15 protein-coding genes are annotated in these 13,827 nt (G+C 68.3%); 10 read left to right on the forward strand and 5 right to left on the reverse strand.

Annotation, left to right across the window (positions count from 1 at the left end):
* Window positions 1-27: 27 nt before the first annotated feature.
* Window positions 28-1,905 (reverse strand): sensor histidine kinase, encoded by a 1,878-nt coding sequence (locus RXV79_RS02450; RefSeq protein WP_316701836.1) that lies wholly within the window; start codon window positions 1,903-1,905, stop codon window positions 28-30.
* An 85-nt stretch (window positions 1,906-1,990) separates the two neighbouring features.
* Between RXV79_RS02450 and RXV79_RS02455 the strand changes: the two genes are divergently transcribed.
* Both RXV79_RS02455 and ybeY read left to right on the forward strand, forming a co-directional pair.
* Window positions 1,991-2,980: a PhoH family protein gene (locus RXV79_RS02455; protein ID WP_316701838.1), complete on the forward strand. Its 990-nt coding sequence runs from the start codon at window positions 1,991-1,993 to the stop codon at window positions 2,978-2,980.
* Window positions 2,980-3,423 carry an rRNA maturation RNase YbeY gene (gene ybeY / locus RXV79_RS02460; RefSeq protein WP_316701839.1) on the forward strand — a complete coding sequence of 148 codons (444 nt, stop codon included), beginning with the start codon at window positions 2,980-2,982 and terminating at the stop codon, window positions 3,421-3,423. The genes RXV79_RS02455 and ybeY overlap by 1 nt, the downstream gene beginning before the upstream one ends.
* Window positions 3,424-3,429: 6 nt before the next feature.
* Here ybeY and RXV79_RS02465 read toward each other — a convergent pair whose 3' ends face one another.
* On the reverse strand, window positions 3,430-4,542 hold the full coding sequence (locus RXV79_RS02465; protein WP_316701841.1) for a magnesium transporter CorA family protein: 1,113 nt from the start codon (window positions 4,540-4,542) through the stop codon (window positions 3,430-3,432).
* 11 nt (window positions 4,543-4,553) lie between these two features.
* The gene (gene hemB / locus RXV79_RS02470; RefSeq protein ID WP_316701844.1) at window positions 4,554-5,558 is read right to left on the reverse strand and encodes a porphobilinogen synthase; all 1,005 of its coding nucleotides are present in this window, start codon (window positions 5,556-5,558) and stop codon (window positions 4,554-4,556) included.
* Window positions 5,559-5,813: 255 nt separating this feature from the next.
* Here hemB and RXV79_RS02475 point away from each other — a divergent pair, with 255 nt between their 5' ends.
* From RXV79_RS02475 to RXV79_RS02510, 8 genes are read left to right on the forward strand one after another with little or no spacing between them, the layout of a single operon-like run.
* Window positions 5,814-6,242, forward strand: coding sequence for a CopD family protein (locus RXV79_RS02475; RefSeq protein ID WP_316701846.1), 429 nt, complete (start codon window positions 5,814-5,816; stop codon window positions 6,240-6,242).
* 32 nt (window positions 6,243-6,274) lie between these two features.
* Window positions 6,275-7,393, forward strand: coding sequence for a VanZ family protein (locus RXV79_RS02480; RefSeq protein WP_316701847.1), 1,119 nt, complete (start codon window positions 6,275-6,277; stop codon window positions 7,391-7,393).
* 8 nt (window positions 7,394-7,401) lie between these two features.
* A complete protein-coding gene (locus tag RXV79_RS02485) occupies window positions 7,402-7,728 on the forward strand; it encodes a (2Fe-2S) ferredoxin domain-containing protein (protein ID WP_316701849.1) in 327 nt (108 codons plus the stop codon).
* Complete coding sequence (locus RXV79_RS02490) at window positions 7,725-8,336, forward strand: alpha/beta hydrolase (RefSeq protein WP_316701851.1); 612 nt, start codon at window positions 7,725-7,727, stop codon at window positions 8,334-8,336. Before RXV79_RS02485 ends, RXV79_RS02490 begins: the two co-directional genes overlap by 4 nt.
* Before the next feature lie 43 nt (window positions 8,337-8,379).
* Window positions 8,380-9,558, forward strand: a complete 1,179-nt coding sequence (locus RXV79_RS02495; protein WP_316701852.1) for a D-alanyl-D-alanine carboxypeptidase family protein — start codon at window positions 8,380-8,382, stop codon at window positions 9,556-9,558.
* A 47-nt stretch (window positions 9,559-9,605) separates the two neighbouring features.
* A complete protein-coding gene (locus RXV79_RS02500; protein ID WP_316701854.1) occupies window positions 9,606-10,493 on the forward strand; it encodes a D-amino acid aminotransferase in 888 nt (295 codons plus the stop codon).
* On the forward strand, window positions 10,490-10,765 hold the full coding sequence (locus RXV79_RS02505) for a YbeD family protein (protein ID WP_316701856.1): 276 nt from the start codon (window positions 10,490-10,492) through the stop codon (window positions 10,763-10,765). The genes RXV79_RS02500 and RXV79_RS02505 overlap by 4 nt, the downstream gene beginning before the upstream one ends.
* On the forward strand, window positions 10,762-11,955 hold the full coding sequence (locus RXV79_RS02510) for an iron-containing alcohol dehydrogenase (RefSeq protein ID WP_316701858.1): 1,194 nt from the start codon (window positions 10,762-10,764) through the stop codon (window positions 11,953-11,955). The genes RXV79_RS02505 and RXV79_RS02510 overlap by 4 nt, the downstream gene beginning before the upstream one ends.
* Here RXV79_RS02510 and RXV79_RS02515 read toward each other — a convergent pair.
* Both RXV79_RS02515 and RXV79_RS02520 read right to left on the reverse strand, forming a co-directional pair.
* Entirely contained in the window at window positions 11,952-12,206 is a 255-nt protein-coding gene (locus RXV79_RS02515) for a hypothetical protein (protein ID WP_316701860.1), read from the reverse strand. The two genes, RXV79_RS02510 and RXV79_RS02515, sit on opposite strands and share 4 nt — an antisense overlap.
* Window positions 12,207-12,220: 14 nt before the next feature.
* The gene (locus RXV79_RS02520; protein ID WP_316701861.1) at window positions 12,221-13,762 is read right to left on the reverse strand and encodes a DUF4331 domain-containing protein; all 1,542 of its coding nucleotides are present in this window, start codon (window positions 13,760-13,762) and stop codon (window positions 12,221-12,223) included.
* Window positions 13,763-13,827 lie beyond the last annotated feature (65 nt).

Genomic DNA, 13,827 nt, shown 5'->3' on the forward strand with positions numbered 1-13,827 from the left:
CTGCAAACCGTCTGGCGAAACCCAATGTCAAGCCATACCCAACGGAAGCGTGAGCCGGATCACGGTTCCGTAGCCGGGGCCCGACTCCACCAGGCACTGCCCCTGCATCTGCTTGGCGCGGTGCTTCATGCTGGCCATGCCGTGGCCGCGGTCGAGCTTGCCGTCGAGTTCCATCGGGATGCCCTTGCCGTTGTCCTGCACCACCAGCACGAAGTCCTGCTGGCCCAGGGTGCAGCGCACCTTGCAATGCGAGGCGCCGCTGTGCTTGATGACGTTGCTCACCGCCTCGCGCAGGATGCGCGTCGTCTGCACGAAAGCGCGGGCCGAGAGCAACTGCGTCACGTCTTCGGTGGGGCTGCGCCAGTCGACCTCGATGCCGGCCTGGCCGAGGCGAGAGACGGTCTCGGCCCGCCAGTCGGCCAGCGCGTCGGCCACCGGCAGCGGCTTGCCGGTGAGGCCCCGCACCGACAGGCGCATCTCTTCCAGCGCCTCGCGCGCGAGTGAGGAGATGCGCTCCGATTCGCTCGTGTGCACGATGGTCAGGAGCTTCGCGCCCAGGTCATCGTGCAGGTCGCCGGCAATGCGCTTGCGCTCCTTCTCGGTGACCTGCTCGACACGCAGCTCGGCCATCTGCACGTAGTTGCGCTCCATCTCGGCGGTGGCTTCGGCGAGGCGGCGATCGAGCGAGTTGCGTGCCGCTTCGGCCGAGCGCAGTGCGTGGCCGAACATCTTGATCTGGCGCGAGGCGATGGCGAAGAAGATCACCGGCAGCGCGTAGTTGAGCAGGTTCACCCGCGGCATCCAGTCGAACTGCGCGGCCCGGTCCATCGCCACCAGCAGCGCGAGCGCCGCCATCATCGCCGCCATCGGCCAGAAGGTCCGCCGCCGGGCGTGCCACTCGGTGTAGAGGTAGAGCACCATCATCGCCACCACCTCCAGCACCATCAGCAGGTTCCAGGCGCTGCTGAGGTTGAAGAGGCGCTGCGGCCCGGCCAGCGCCAGCGTCAGCGGCACCATCAGGCATTGCGCCAGCAGGCCGGCTTCGATCATGCGCGAGCGCAGGGCGCTGTAGCTCAACAGGAACTGCACCGTGAGCCCGGTGACGATGGCAAACCCGACGCAGGTGAGCAGCTCGACGGTGTGGGTGTCGAGCGGCACGTGGGCCCACCAGCTGCGCAGGCCGAGCGCGTTCCACCCGAGGATGAGCAACCCCAGGTAGCCGAGGTGCGCCTCCTTCGGGTTGATCGCCCGCAGGAAGAGCAGGAAGGCGGCCAGCACGGTGGTGGCCACGGCCAGCATCTGAAGGGCCGTCACGTTCCAGAAGGTCTGCGAAGCCTGCTCTTCGGCGAGCAGCGCCTGCGGCCCGATCTTCACGGCCGAGAGGCCGCCCGAGCGCTGGCGCGACGAGACCTTCTGCACCGCGTAGCCCTGCACCTTGATGTCGAGCGTGTTGCCCTCGGCCTTGAGAAGGCTGGCCGGCAGCGGCACCAGCTGCGGGTAGGCGCAGTTGCGCGTGAGCGGCTCCGTCATGCGCCCGCCGCTGTGCACGAGGAAGCCGTTGAGGTGAACCTCGGCGTTGCTGCACACCCGCTGGATGTAGGCGGCCATCAGATGCTCGGGGCTTCCGGCGGCCTCGGGCGCGTCGAAGCGCAGCCGGTACCACACCGGGCCGTCTTCGCGCGGCCGGCTGCGCCACCAGTCGTCGGGCAGGGACACGGGGCGCACGGTCTGCTCGTCCGGGAACTGCTCGCCCGCGCCGGTCGCTGTGATGGCTTGCTGCATGACGATGACCTTGCCCTCGGCCGGCGCGGCACGCCCCTCCAGCGCGGCAGCAGTCAGCAGCCAGAGCACCAGCAGGCTCATCCACGAAAAGGGCTGGGAGCGGAGACGGAGGCGATCGCGCATGGGCGCCGATTGTGCAGGAGGGTGTCCCTGCTCGGCGTGGGCCGGCACGCGGGGCGACAATCGCCTTTTGTAGAGAGGTTCACGCTTGATCCTTCGCCACGCCTTCATCCCGCTCGACAACATCCGCCTGGCCCATTTGTGCGGCAGCCTGGACGAGCACCTGCGCAACATCGAGTCGGCCTTCGACGTGAGCATCTCGCGGCGCAACGAGTCGTTCCGCATCGAAGGGGCGAAGGCCGATGCGGAGCGCGCGGTAGCCTTGCTGCAGACGCTCTACGACCGCGCGCGCAAGCCGATCTCGGCCGAAGCGTTCCAGCTCGCCCTGGTGGAAGCGCTGGCCGACGTGCCGCGTGCCCGCAGGCGGGCCGCAGCGCCAGGCGCCGAGCGTGCGGAAGACGCCGACGGTGAGGAGGTCGTGCTGCGCACGCGCCGTGCCGATCTGGCGGGCCGCACGCCCAACCAGCACCTCTACCTGAACAACATCCGCACGCACGACATCACCTTCGGCATCGGCCCGGCGGGCACCGGCAAGACCTTTCTCGCGGTGGCGTGCGCGGTCGATGCGCTCGAGCGCAGCGCGGTGCAGCGCATCATCCTCACCCGCCCGGCGGTCGAAGCCGGCGAGCGCCTGGGCTTCCTGCCCGGTGACCTGGCGCAGAAGGTCGACCCCTACCTGCGCCCGCTCTACGACGCGCTCTACGACCTGATGGGCTTCGAGCGCGTGGGCAAGGCCTTCGAGAAGGGCAACATCGAGATCGCGCCGCTCGCCTTCATGCGGGGCCGCACGCTCAACCATGCGTTCGTGATCCTCGACGAGGCGCAGAACACCACCCGCGAGCAGATGAAGATGTTCCTCACGCGCATCGGCTTCGGCAGCAAATGCGTGGTGACCGGCGACGTGAGCCAGATCGATCTGCCCAAGGGCACCGACAGCGGCCTGATCGACGCCGAGCGGGTGCTGCGGCGCGTGAACGGCATCGCGATGACACGCTTCACCGCCGCCGACGTGGTGCGCCACCCGCTGGTTGCGCGCATCGTCGAGGCTTACGACGCGGCGCCAGCGGAGCGCAGCTGATGGCCCGCCCCGAGCTGCGCCTGTCGCTGCAGTTTGCCGACGCCTCGCACCGTGCGCACCTGCCGCGCCACAAGGTGGCCCGCTGGATCCGCGCGGCGCTGAAGGCGCCGGGCGAGATCACGGTGCGCATCGTCGGCGCCGACGAAGGCCAGGCCCTCAACCGCGACTTCCGCGGCAAGGACTACGCGACCAACGTGCTGACCTTCGACTACGAGCATGAGCCGGTGGTTCACGCCGACCTCATTCTCTGCGCGCCGGTCGTCGAAGCCGAAGCGAAGCAGCAGAAGATCACGCTGGAGGCGCACTACGCGCACCTGCTGGTGCACGGCACTCTGCATGCGCAGGGCTTCGACCACGAAGACGACGACGAGGCGCGCGAGATGGAAGCGCACGAGACCGCCATCCTGGCCGGCCTTGGGTACGACGACCCGTACAAGCGCTGATCGCGATCAGCGCTTGTGGCTGGTGCTCAGGTAGCGCTTGCGCCAGAAGAAGAGGCCCAGCCCGACGCCCACGATCACCATCGTGACCGTGGCCACCCACACGCCGGTCTCGGCGTGGATGAGCGGCAGGCCGTCGAAGTTCATGCCGAAGAAGCCGGTGATCAGGTTCAGCGGCATGAAGATGGCCGTCAGCACGGTGAGCGTGCGCATGATGTCGTTGGTGCGGTTGCTCTGCGCCGAGAAGTGCATCTGCACCGCGGTCTCGGCCGACGATTCCAGCCGCCGCACGTGGCTCAGCACGCGCTCGATGTGCTCGAGCACGTCGCGCGAGCGCAGGCGCAGCAGCTCGCGCTCGCGCATGGCGCCGGGGTTGTTGCGCTCGGTGGGCCACTCTTCGAGGGCATCGATCCACTCGACGATCGCGCTGCGCTGGTCTTCGCAGGTGTCTTCGAGCAGGTGCAGTGCATTGCGCGAGTCGAGCAGCACCTGCCAGCTGTCGAAATGGCTGCGCGGGTTGAAAAGCTCCTGCTGCAGGTAGCCGAGCTGCTTGGTGAGCAGCCGCCGCAGTTCGAGGTAGCTGTCGACCATGTGGTTGACCATGCGCAGCATCAGGTCGGCCGGGCTCGTGGGCAGGCGCGAGCTGCCGCTGCTGCGCTCTCCGGCGCCGAGCGTCATCTGCTGCAGGCGGGTGGCGAAGAAGTCGCGCACCGGGCAGTCGGTCGGGTGCACGGTGAAGAGCACGCGGTCGAACACCGCGAAGCCGACCGGACTGGTGTCAATGGCCTCCAGCGCCCGCTTGGCGCTGCTGAGCGTGCCTTGTGCCTCGTCGAGAAAGAGGTTGTTGCTGCCGCTGCCCGCCGCCAGCCGGCGAAACACCATCAGGTCGTAGGTCGAGGTGTAGTCGAAATGCGAGGGCAGCTGGTTGTTCAGCAGGTCGGAGATGTGCAGGTCGACCAGCTGCCCGCCGGTCCAGCGCTGGAAGGCGGTCTGCAGCGGGGCGATGTTGACCTCGAATTCGCGCCGGGCGCTGCCGATCCAGATGTAGCCGGTGGGCGGCAGCTGCTCCGGCAACTCGGGCAGCTCGGTGAACTGCTCGGGCGTGATGTGGAGGATCCGCATCGCGACGGCGGTCAGCGCTGGCGCAGCAGGCGTGCGGCGTCGAGCGCGAAGTAGGTGAGCACGCCATCGGCTCCGGCGCGCTTGAAGGCGAGCAGGCTTTCCATCATCACCGCGTCTTTGTCGAGCCAGCCATTGTTGGCGGCGGCCTTGAGCATCGCGTATTCGCCGCTCACCTGGTAGGCGAAGGTGGGCACGCGGAACTCGTCTTTCACGCGGCGCACGATGTCGAGGTAGGGCATGCCGGGTTTGACCATCACCATGTCGGCGCCTTCGGCGATGTCGAGCGCCACTTCGCGCAGCGCTTCGTCGGTGTTCGCCGGGTCCATCTGGTAGACCTTCTTGTTGCCCTTGCCGAGGTTGCCGGCCGAACCCACGGCATCGCGGAAGGGGCCATAGAAGGCGCTCGCGTACTTGGCGCTGTAGGCCATGATCCGCGTGTGAATGTGGCCACGCTTCTCGAGCGTCTGGCGGATGGCGCCGATGCGCCCGTCCATCATGTCGCTCGGGGCGACGATGTCGACACCTGCCTCGGCCTGCACCAGCGCCTGCTGGCTCAGGATCTTCACGGTCTCGTCGTTGAGGATGTAGCCGCTCTCGTCGCGCACGCCGTCCTGGCCGTGCGAGGTGTAGGGGTCGAGCGCCACGTCCGTGAGGATTCCGAGTTCGGGAAAGCGCTTCTTCAGCTCACGCACGACCTTGGGGACCAGGCCCTGCGGGTTGGTCGCTTCGGCGCCGTCTTCGCTCTTGTTCTTCGGATCGATGACGGGGAAGAGCGCCATCACCGGGATGCCCAGCCGCACGCATTCATCGGCCACCGGCAGCAGCTGGTCGAGGCTCAGTCGTTGCACGCCGGGCATGGAGTCGACGTTCTGGATCTTGTTCTTGCCGGGCAGCACGAAGACCGGAAGGATCAGGTCGCTCACCTGCACATGGTGCTCGCGCACGAGTGCGCGGGTGAACTCATCGCGGCGTAGGCGGCGCGGCCGGCTGGCGGGGAAGGGCGGGGGTGTGTGCACGGCGCGTTTCCAACGGGTGTCAGTGATCAACGGTGCGAGCCGAGGCGTAGTTCGCACTTGCGCGTTTTCACGGTGTCGCACGTCTGTGCGCACGCGGTTTTCATCTGATAAAGTCGCTCTCGGATGATAGCCGCAAGGTTGTTGTCCCCTGCTTTTCCTCCCTGAGCAGGAGCCTTACCGTGATGACAGCGATGAGGCTTTCGAGCCCCGGCTGATGGCCGGGGCTTTTTTTATGCCGTCCCATAATGCCGCCGCATGAGCAGCTTGTACTTGTGGGTCAAGGCCTTCCATATTGTTTTCGTCGCGAGCTGGTTCGCCGGCCTCTTCTACCTGCCGCGGATCTTCGTCAACCTGGCGATGGTCCCGGCCGACAGCCATGCCGAGCGTGAGCGCCTGCTGCTGATGGCGCGCAAGCTCTACCGTTTTGCGAGCTTCCTGATGGTGCCGGCGGTGGCGCTCGGCCTGTGGTTGTGGCTGGGCTTCGGCGTGACCGGCGGCTGGATGCACGCGAAGCTCTTCTTCGTCGTGCTGGTGCTCGGCTACCACCACGCGTGTCGTTCGCTGCTGCGCAAGTTCGAGTCGTTCGCCAACACGCGCAGCGAGCGCTGGTTCCGCGTCTTCAACGAAGTCTCGGTGCTGCTGTTCATCGCCATCGTCGTGCTCGTGGTGGTCAAGCCGTTCTGAACGGCGCACGCAAAACGACACGACAAACGCACATGCCGCCGCGCCACCGCAGCTCCGCCGCGCCGCTGGCCTGGTTGTACGCGGCGCTGATCGTCTACGCGAGCCTGTCGCCCTTCACCGGCTGGAAGCAGCCGGCCGGCGTGCCCCTGTTCGGCTTCGGCCACATGCCATGGCAGCCGTACTGGACATGGTTCGACGTGGTCTCGAATCTGCTCGGCTACGTGCCGCTGGGCGCCCTGCTCTTCGGCGCGCAGGTGCGTAGCGGCCGGTCGGTCGGCTGGTCGGCGCTCAACGCGGTGATGGCTGGCGCGCTGCTGTCGCTGTGCATGGAGAGCCTGCAGAACTGGCTGCCCCGGCGCGTGCCCTCGGTCGCCGACTGGCTGCTGAACAGTGGTGGCATGGTGCTCGGCGTGCTGATCGCGATGGCCGTGCGCGCCCTCGGGGGCGTCGACCGCTGGCAGGTGCTGCGCGATCGCTGGTTCATCCACCGCAGTGCGGGGGGCATCGCGTTGCTGTTGTTGTGGCCGGTGGGCCTGCTGTTTCCGACGGCGGTGCCGTTCGGCCTGGGGCAGGGCGTGCTGCGCCTGCGCGAAGCGGCGGCCGGTTGGCTGGAAGGCACGCCCTGGGCGAGCTGGGTGACCGAGGGCCTGCACGCCGATGAACTGCTCACGCCGCTGTCGCGCGGCTCCGAGTGGCTGGCCATCGTGCTGGGCTTTCTGGCGCCCACCTTCGTGGCCTTCAGCATCATGCGGCCCGGTTGGCGACGGCTGGCCCACGTGCCGGCGGCCCTGGCGCTGGGGCTTGCGGCCACCACCTTGTCGACGGCGATGAACTTCGGACCGCAACACGCATGGGCCTGGGTCACGCCTGCGGTGGTGCCGGCGCTCGTCGTGGCGAGCGTGGTGGCCCTGGCGCTTGCCTTCGCGCCGCCGCGCGGCGTGGCGGCCTTCGGGCTGGTCGCCTTGACGATGCTCGTCGCGCTCGTCAACCAGGCGCCCACCGACCCCTACTACGCCGAGAGCCTGCAGGCCTGGGAGCAGGGACGCTTCATCCGCTTCCACGGCATTGCGCAATGGGTGGGCTGGCTGTGGCCCTTCGCGGGACTCATCTACCTGTTGGCACGCGTCGTGGCGCGCGACGAGGCTTCCTAAAATACGCCATGACCTATTTCAAGCGACACATCTTCTTCTGCCTCAACCAGCGCGAGAACGGCGAAGACTGCTGCGCCAATCACAACGCGAAGGCCGGCTTCGACCACTGCAAGTCGCGCGTGAAGGCCGAGAAGCTCGCTGGCCCCGGCGGCGTGCGTGTCAACAAGGCCGGTTGCATGGACCGCTGCGCCGGAGGCCCGGTGGCCGTCGTCTACCCCGAGGCCGTCTGGTACACCTACGTCGACGAGAGCGACATCGACGAGATCGTCGAGTCGCACCTCAAAAACGGTGTCGTGGTCGACCGTCTCGTGCTGCCGGAATCCGTCGGCCGATGAACTCTCAGACGAAGCGCGTGACGATCCCCGGCCCGGCCGGTGCGATCGAATGTGCGATCGACGAGCCGGCGGCCGCTCCGGTGGGCGTGGCCGTGGTGTGCCACCCGCACCCGCTGCACGGCGGCACGATGGACAACAAGGTGGCGCAGACGCTCGCCCGCGCCTTCGTGCAACTCGGCTACCGCGCCGTGCGCTTCAACTTCCGCGGCGTCGCCGGCTCGCAGGGCGAGTGGGACGAAGGCCGGGGTGAGGTCGACGACGCGCTCGCCGTGATCGCCGCCCACCGCGATGCGGCGCTGCCCTTCGTGCTGGCCGGTTTCTCCTTCGGTGGCTATGTGGCGGCCGAAGCCGCGCACCGCCTGCCGGCCGAAGCCAAGCCCAAGTGGCTGGCGCTCATTGCCCCGTCGACGCAGAAGCAACAAGTGCCTCCCGCACCCGAGGGCACACTCGTCGTTCACGGTGAAGCCGACGACGTGGTGCCACTCTCGGCCACGCTCGACTGGGCCCGCCCGCAGGCCCTGCCGGTGGTGGTCGTCCCCGGCGCCGGGCATTTTTTTCATGGGCAACTCACGCTGCTCAAGAACTTGGTGGTGCGGCACGGCTCATAAGAGTCCCCGCCCCCCCGCTTTCAACATCACAAGAAATTCCTGCATGAAAAAGCTCTTCGCTCTCTTGTTCGCGCTCGCCTGCACTGTGGCCCAGGCCCAGATGCCCACGCCACCCGAAGTGGCCGCGCGCAGCTACATCCTGATCGACATCACCACCGGCCAGACATTGGCCGAGCGCGAGGCCGATGCCCCGTCCGACCCCGCGTCGCTCACCAAGCTGATGACGGCCTACCTCGTGTTCGCCGCGCTGCGCGAGCACAAGCTGACGCTGGAGCAGGTGCTGCCCGTGTCGGTGCGTGCCTGGCAGGAGCGCAAGGGCGGCGGCTCGCTGATGTTCATCGAGCCGCGCAGCCAGCCGAAGGTGGCCGACCTGCTGCGTGGCCTGATCGTCAACTCGGGCAATGACGCGGCCGTGGTGCTGGCTGAAGGCGTGGGGGGCTCGGTCGAGAACTTCGTCGCGATGATGAACCGCCAGGCCCAGGCCTGGGGCTTGAAGAACACCACCTTCAAGAACGCGCCGGGCCTCACCGAGGCCGGCCACAAGAGCACCGCGCGCGACATGGCGGTGATCGCCTCGCACATCATTCAGGACTTCCCCGAGCACTATCCGCTGTACTCCATCAAGAAGTACCGCTTCGAAGGCTCGCCCGCCACCAACGAGAACAACCGCAACGTGCTCCTGCTGCGCGACCCGAGCGTCGACGGCATGAAGACCGGCTACACCGAAGCCGCGGGCTACTGCATGGTGATCTCCGCGCAGCGCGACTTCCCGAACCTCGCCGCCAACGGGGCCGGTGGCGGCAAGCGCCGCCTGCTGAGCGTGGTGATGGGCACCGCATCGATGGAGGCCCGCGCGAACGAAAGCCAGAAGCTGCTCAACTGGGGCTTCCAGGCCTTCGACACCGTGCGCCTCTTCGAGGCCGACAAGGCCCTGGCCACCGTGCCGGTGTGGAAAGGCAAGGCCAACGAAGCGCGCCTGGGCAGCACCGGTGGTGTGTTCGTCAGCGTGCCCAAGGGCGAAGGCGCCAAGCTGCAGACCCGCATCGAGCGCACCGACCCGCTCGTCGCCCCGCTCGCGCAGGGCCAGCGTGTGGGCACGGTCAAGGTCACGACGCCGGCCGGCGCCGTGGTGGCCGAGCGGCCGCTGGTGGTGCTGAACGCGGTCGAGCAAGCCGGGATCCTGGGTCGGGCATGGGATGCGGTCCGGCTGTGGATCAAGTAATCTGACCCACCCGCACCCAGCCCGCCTGTCGGTCGAAAGGAGGCTTCATGGTCGCTGTTCCTGACACGCTTGCCGGCAGCGTCTGCCACCTCAACGGCGAGTTCCTGCCGCTGCGCGAGGCGAAGGTCTCGGTGCTCGACAGGGGCTTCCTCTTCGGTGACGGCATCTACGAAGTGCTGCCGGTCTACGGCTGGCGACTCTTCCGCTTCGAGGAGCACATGGCCCGCCTGGGGCGCAACCTGGCGAAGGTGCGCATCGCGAACCCGCACACCGCGGTGCGCTGGCTGGAGCTGTGCCGCGAACTCGTGGCGGCACAGCCCGACGCCGACCAGGCGCTGTACCTGCAGGTGACGCGCGGCGTGGCGCCCCGCAACCACGTGATGCCGGTCGACGTGGCGCCCACTGTCTTCATGATGAGCCACCCGCTGGTGCAGCCGAGCGCCGAGGAGCGCCACCGCGGGGTGGCCTGCGTCACGGCGCGCGACTTCCGTTGGGAGCGCGGCGACCTCAAGTCCATCTCGCTGCTCGGCAACGTGCTGGCGCGCCAGATGTCGGCCGACCACGGCGCGGCCGAGACCATCCTGCTGCGCGATGGCTTCCTCACCGAAGCCTCGGCCAGCAATGTGTGGGTGGTGCACGAGGGCGCGGTACTCGGGCCCCCGAAGAGCGAGCACGTGCTGGAAGGCATCCGCTACGAGTTGATCCGCGAGCTGTGCGAGGAAGAAGGCATCGCCTTCAACCTGCGGCCCGTCGCCGAGGCTGACCTGCTGTCGGCCGACGAGGTGATGCTGAGCTCGGCGGCCAAGGAAGTGCTGCCCGTGACCTCGATCGACGGCCAGCCGGTCGGCCACGGCGCCTTGCGCGGCAAGCCCGGCCCGGTCTATGCACGCCTCTACGAGGCCTACCAGCGCGCCAAGAAGGTGCAGTCCCTATGAAACACATTTCGCCCGAAGAATCGCTGATCGAGTACCCGTCGAGATTCCCCATCAAGGTGATGGGCGAGAACGTCGACGGTTTCGTGCATGCGGTGACGATGGTCGCGAAGAACTTCGACCCTGACTTCGACGCCGCCACGGTGGAGATGCGCCCGAGCAGCGGCGGCAAGTACCTCGGCGTGACCATCACCATCACCGCCACCAGCCGCGAGCAGCTCGACGAGCTCTACCGCACGCTCACCACGCACCCGATGGTCAAGGTGGTGCTGTGAGCCAGGCGCCGATGCGCGGCGTCTACAAGATCCAGGCGCAGGAGCGCATCGTCTTCGGCGAGCCGGCGGGCGAGGCGGTCGCCGCCGAAGTGCAGCGGCTGGGTGCGAAGCGGGTGTTCCTCGTCAGCAGTGCGTCGCTTGCGCGGCTGGACGATGGCCCGCTGCAGCAGGTGCAGCGGACACTCGCCGAGCGCTGCGTGGGCGTGTTCACCGCGATGCGCGCCCACAGCCCGCGTGAAGACGTGATCGCCGCCGCGAACGCCGCGCGTGCGGCCCGCGCCGACCTGCTGGTCGCGGTCGGCGGTGGTTCGTCGATCGACGGCACGAAGGCCGTGCTTGCCTGCCTGTGGCACGGGCTCGACACGCCCGAGGCGATGGCCCCGTTCCTCGCCGAAGGCACGGCCGCACAGCCGCTCGAAGCGCCGCCGAACCCGATCCGCATGCTCTCGGTGTCGACCACGCTCTCGGCTGCCGACTTCACCTCGCGGGCCGGCGTGACCGACACCGCCACACGCGCCAAGCAGGGCTTCGGCCACGCGCTGCTGGTGCCGCAGGTGGCAGTGCTCGACCCGCAGGCCACGCTGCACACGCCGCTGCCGCTGCTGCTGTCGAGCGGCATCCGCGCGGTCGACCATGCGGTCGAGAGCCACTGCGCCCCCCGGGCCCACACGATGGCATCGATGCATGCGCTCGAAGGCCTGCGCCTCTTGTCGCGCGCCTTGCCCGCCATCCACCGCGATTCAGCATCGCTGGCTGCACGCACCGAAGCGCAGCTTGGCATGTGGCAGGCGATGTGGGGTTCGTCGACGGGCGGCGGCACCGGCGCGAGCCACGGCATCGGCTATGCGCTGGGCGCGGGCTTCGACATCCCCCACGGCGAAACCTCGTGCGTGATGCTCGCCCCGGTGCTTCGCTTCAACGAGCCTGCCAACGCCGACCGGCAGGCGGCCTTGCTGAAGGCGATGGAGAGCCCCTTGCCGACCGCCGCCGATGCGATCGCCGCGCTGGTGCGCGGCCTCGGCCTGCCCACCTCGCTGCAGGCGCTGGGCCTGAAGCGCGAGCACCTCGATGGGCTCGCGCGGCGTTCGCTCGCCTACCCGCCGGTGCGCGCGAACCCGCGGCCGATCCGCAGCGAGTCCGAGGTGCGGGAGATCCTCGAACTCGCCTGGCAGGGGCTCGCGCCGCGCTAGTCGAGCGGCACGGGCTCGTCGGTCTCACTCGTCGGGGCCACCTCCAGCCGCCCGAGGGTGAGCGGCTCGTCTGTGTCGAGCGCGCCCAGGCTGCGTGCGAACTGGGTGTAGGCCGCCGGCGAGGCGAGGGCCGAGTCGGGCACCTCGGTCAGCGGCGGCGGGCTGTCGTCGCCGCCACCGCCGCCGCACGCGCTGAGCAGCGCGCCGGCGACCACGGCCAGGGCCCATCCATGAAGTCGAGTCTTGCGCATGATGGGTCTCCTTCTCACTGCGTGCCGCCGATGGGCGTCGCGAGGTAGGGGAAGCCGGGCAGCAGCGTGGCGCGCGACTGGTCGACCGCATCGTGCAGCTGGAAGGCGGTGGCGCCGAGCGGCACCGCCGAGGGGCGGCAGGCCGCGCCGAAGCCGAGCGTGTTCATGTCGCCATTGGCCACGCACAGCCCGCCCATCATCGCGATGAGCGAGATGTCGACCACGTCGTCGTTCGGGCGTCGGCCGTTGGGGTAGCCGGCCATGTCGTTGCCGCCCGCAAGGATGTTGCCCACCACGCCCAGCGTGTTCTGGCTGGCCAGCGGCACCGGCGTCGTGCCGGTGTTCAGGCGCAGCATCTCCGAAGCCACCGCGTTGCGCGGCTGGTTGACGCCCGCGATGCCGGTGAGGAAGGTCGTCTGCAGGTCCAGGCGCGGGTAGTTGGTCGGTGCGATGTTGGGCAGGCCGAGCGCGATCTCCAGCAGCTTGGGCAGCGTGGGTTTCGTCACGTAGGTGAGGAACTGGCCGTCGTCCTTCGGCTTGGCGCTGTTGAAGCGGTCCTTGTCCTTGAGGCCGATCACGACTTCGTTCACGAGCGGCATGCCCAGGCGCGAGACCTGGGTCCACGCGCCGCCGGTCTTCTCGGTGGTCTGGTGGCCGGCGCGCGGCGTCGGGTCGAGCAGGCGGGCTTGGCGCAGGCTCGCGGTCGTCCAGCCGCCGATCACCGGCTCGTTGCCCTGCGTGAGGCAGGCGGTGGGCACTTCGATCGCGAGCGAGGTGACGTTCTTGTCGTCGATGGTATTGGGCGCGGCATTGGCGAACTGGCGGTTGGTGATCACGTTCACCGGCGCATTCACCAGGTCGAAGATGGTGCCCAGGTTGACGGCGAACGGGTCCTTGCGCTGGCCGACGAACACCTTGCCGGGCGCGCTGCAACCGGGGATGTTGATGGTGTAGACGTGGCGGCCCGCATACGCGGCGTAGTCGGGGATCGTCTTCACGCCGATGTTGTCGACCGGCTTGTCGAAGGTGGTGGCGCCGTTGGCGGCGTTGGTCACCGCCTGCGCGTTGCCGCGGCGGCGGTCGCCGCGCACCACGGTGAGGGTGAAGCTCTCACCGAGGTTGAGGTTGGCGTCCTGCACGTTGCTCACCTGGCCGAACTGGATCAGCGGAATCGCCACTTCCTCGCCGCCGACGGTGAGCGTCTTGCCGCTGGTGTCGCGCAGCTTATTCTTGAAGCGGAACTGGAAGGTGAGGTCTTCGCGCGCGTCGCCGTCGTTGTCGATGTGGATCTCGTACAGCGCGTTCGGGTCCATCGAGAAATAGTTGGGGCCGCCGTAGGCGTCTTGCAGCGGCATGTAGTTGGCGATCAGCGTCGTGTACGCGGCGCGGCCCGTCTCGTAGCTGCGGAACATGTAGAAGTCGGTGCCGTCCACCTTGGGCGAGGTGGTGATGAAGGGCGCTTCGCGGTGGCTGGAGGCGTGGGTGGCGCCGATACCGCACACCGCCAGCAGGGCGGCGGCCGCGAGTGGCGCGGTCTTGAAGAACGAGAGTTGCATGTGGGTCTCCTGATGGCACCCGGCAAGATCACCGGATGGCATGCGTTACGCGCCCCGATTCGTGA

It is taken from the genome of Piscinibacter gummiphilus (genome assembly GCF_032681285.1).
In the GTDB taxonomy this organism is placed as follows: domain Bacteria; phylum Pseudomonadota; class Gammaproteobacteria; order Burkholderiales; family Burkholderiaceae_C; genus Rhizobacter; species Rhizobacter gummiphilus_A.

Coding starts and splice junctions, on each gene's coding strand:
- RXV79_RS02485 (WP_316701849.1), top strand. CDS start 7,402: ATGACCTATTTCAAGCGACACATCTTCTTCTGCCTCAACCAGCGCGAG.
- RXV79_RS02515 (WP_316701860.1), bottom strand. CDS start 12,206: ATGCGCAAGACTCGACTTCATGGATGGGCCCTGGCCGTGGTCGCCGGC.
- RXV79_RS02495 (WP_316701852.1), top strand. CDS start 8,380: ATGAAAAAGCTCTTCGCTCTCTTGTTCGCGCTCGCCTGCACTGTGGCC.
- RXV79_RS02450 (WP_316701836.1), bottom strand. CDS start 1,905: ATGCGCGATCGCCTCCGTCTCCGCTCCCAGCCCTTTTCGTGGATGAGC.
- RXV79_RS02475 (WP_316701846.1), top strand. CDS start 5,814: ATGAGCAGCTTGTACTTGTGGGTCAAGGCCTTCCATATTGTTTTCGTC.
- RXV79_RS02465 (WP_316701841.1), bottom strand. CDS start 4,542: ATGCGGATCCTCCACATCACGCCCGAGCAGTTCACCGAGCTGCCCGAG.
- RXV79_RS02520 (WP_316701861.1), bottom strand. CDS start 13,762: ATGCAACTCTCGTTCTTCAAGACCGCGCCACTCGCGGCCGCCGCCCTG.
- RXV79_RS02480 (WP_316701847.1), top strand. CDS start 6,275: ATGCCGCCGCGCCACCGCAGCTCCGCCGCGCCGCTGGCCTGGTTGTAC.
- ybeY (WP_316701839.1), top strand. CDS start 2,980: ATGGCCCGCCCCGAGCTGCGCCTGTCGCTGCAGTTTGCCGACGCCTCG.
- RXV79_RS02505 (WP_316701856.1), top strand. CDS start 10,490: ATGAAACACATTTCGCCCGAAGAATCGCTGATCGAGTACCCGTCGAGA.
- RXV79_RS02500 (WP_316701854.1), top strand. CDS start 9,606: ATGGTCGCTGTTCCTGACACGCTTGCCGGCAGCGTCTGCCACCTCAAC.
- RXV79_RS02490 (WP_316701851.1), top strand. CDS start 7,725: ATGAACTCTCAGACGAAGCGCGTGACGATCCCCGGCCCGGCCGGTGCG.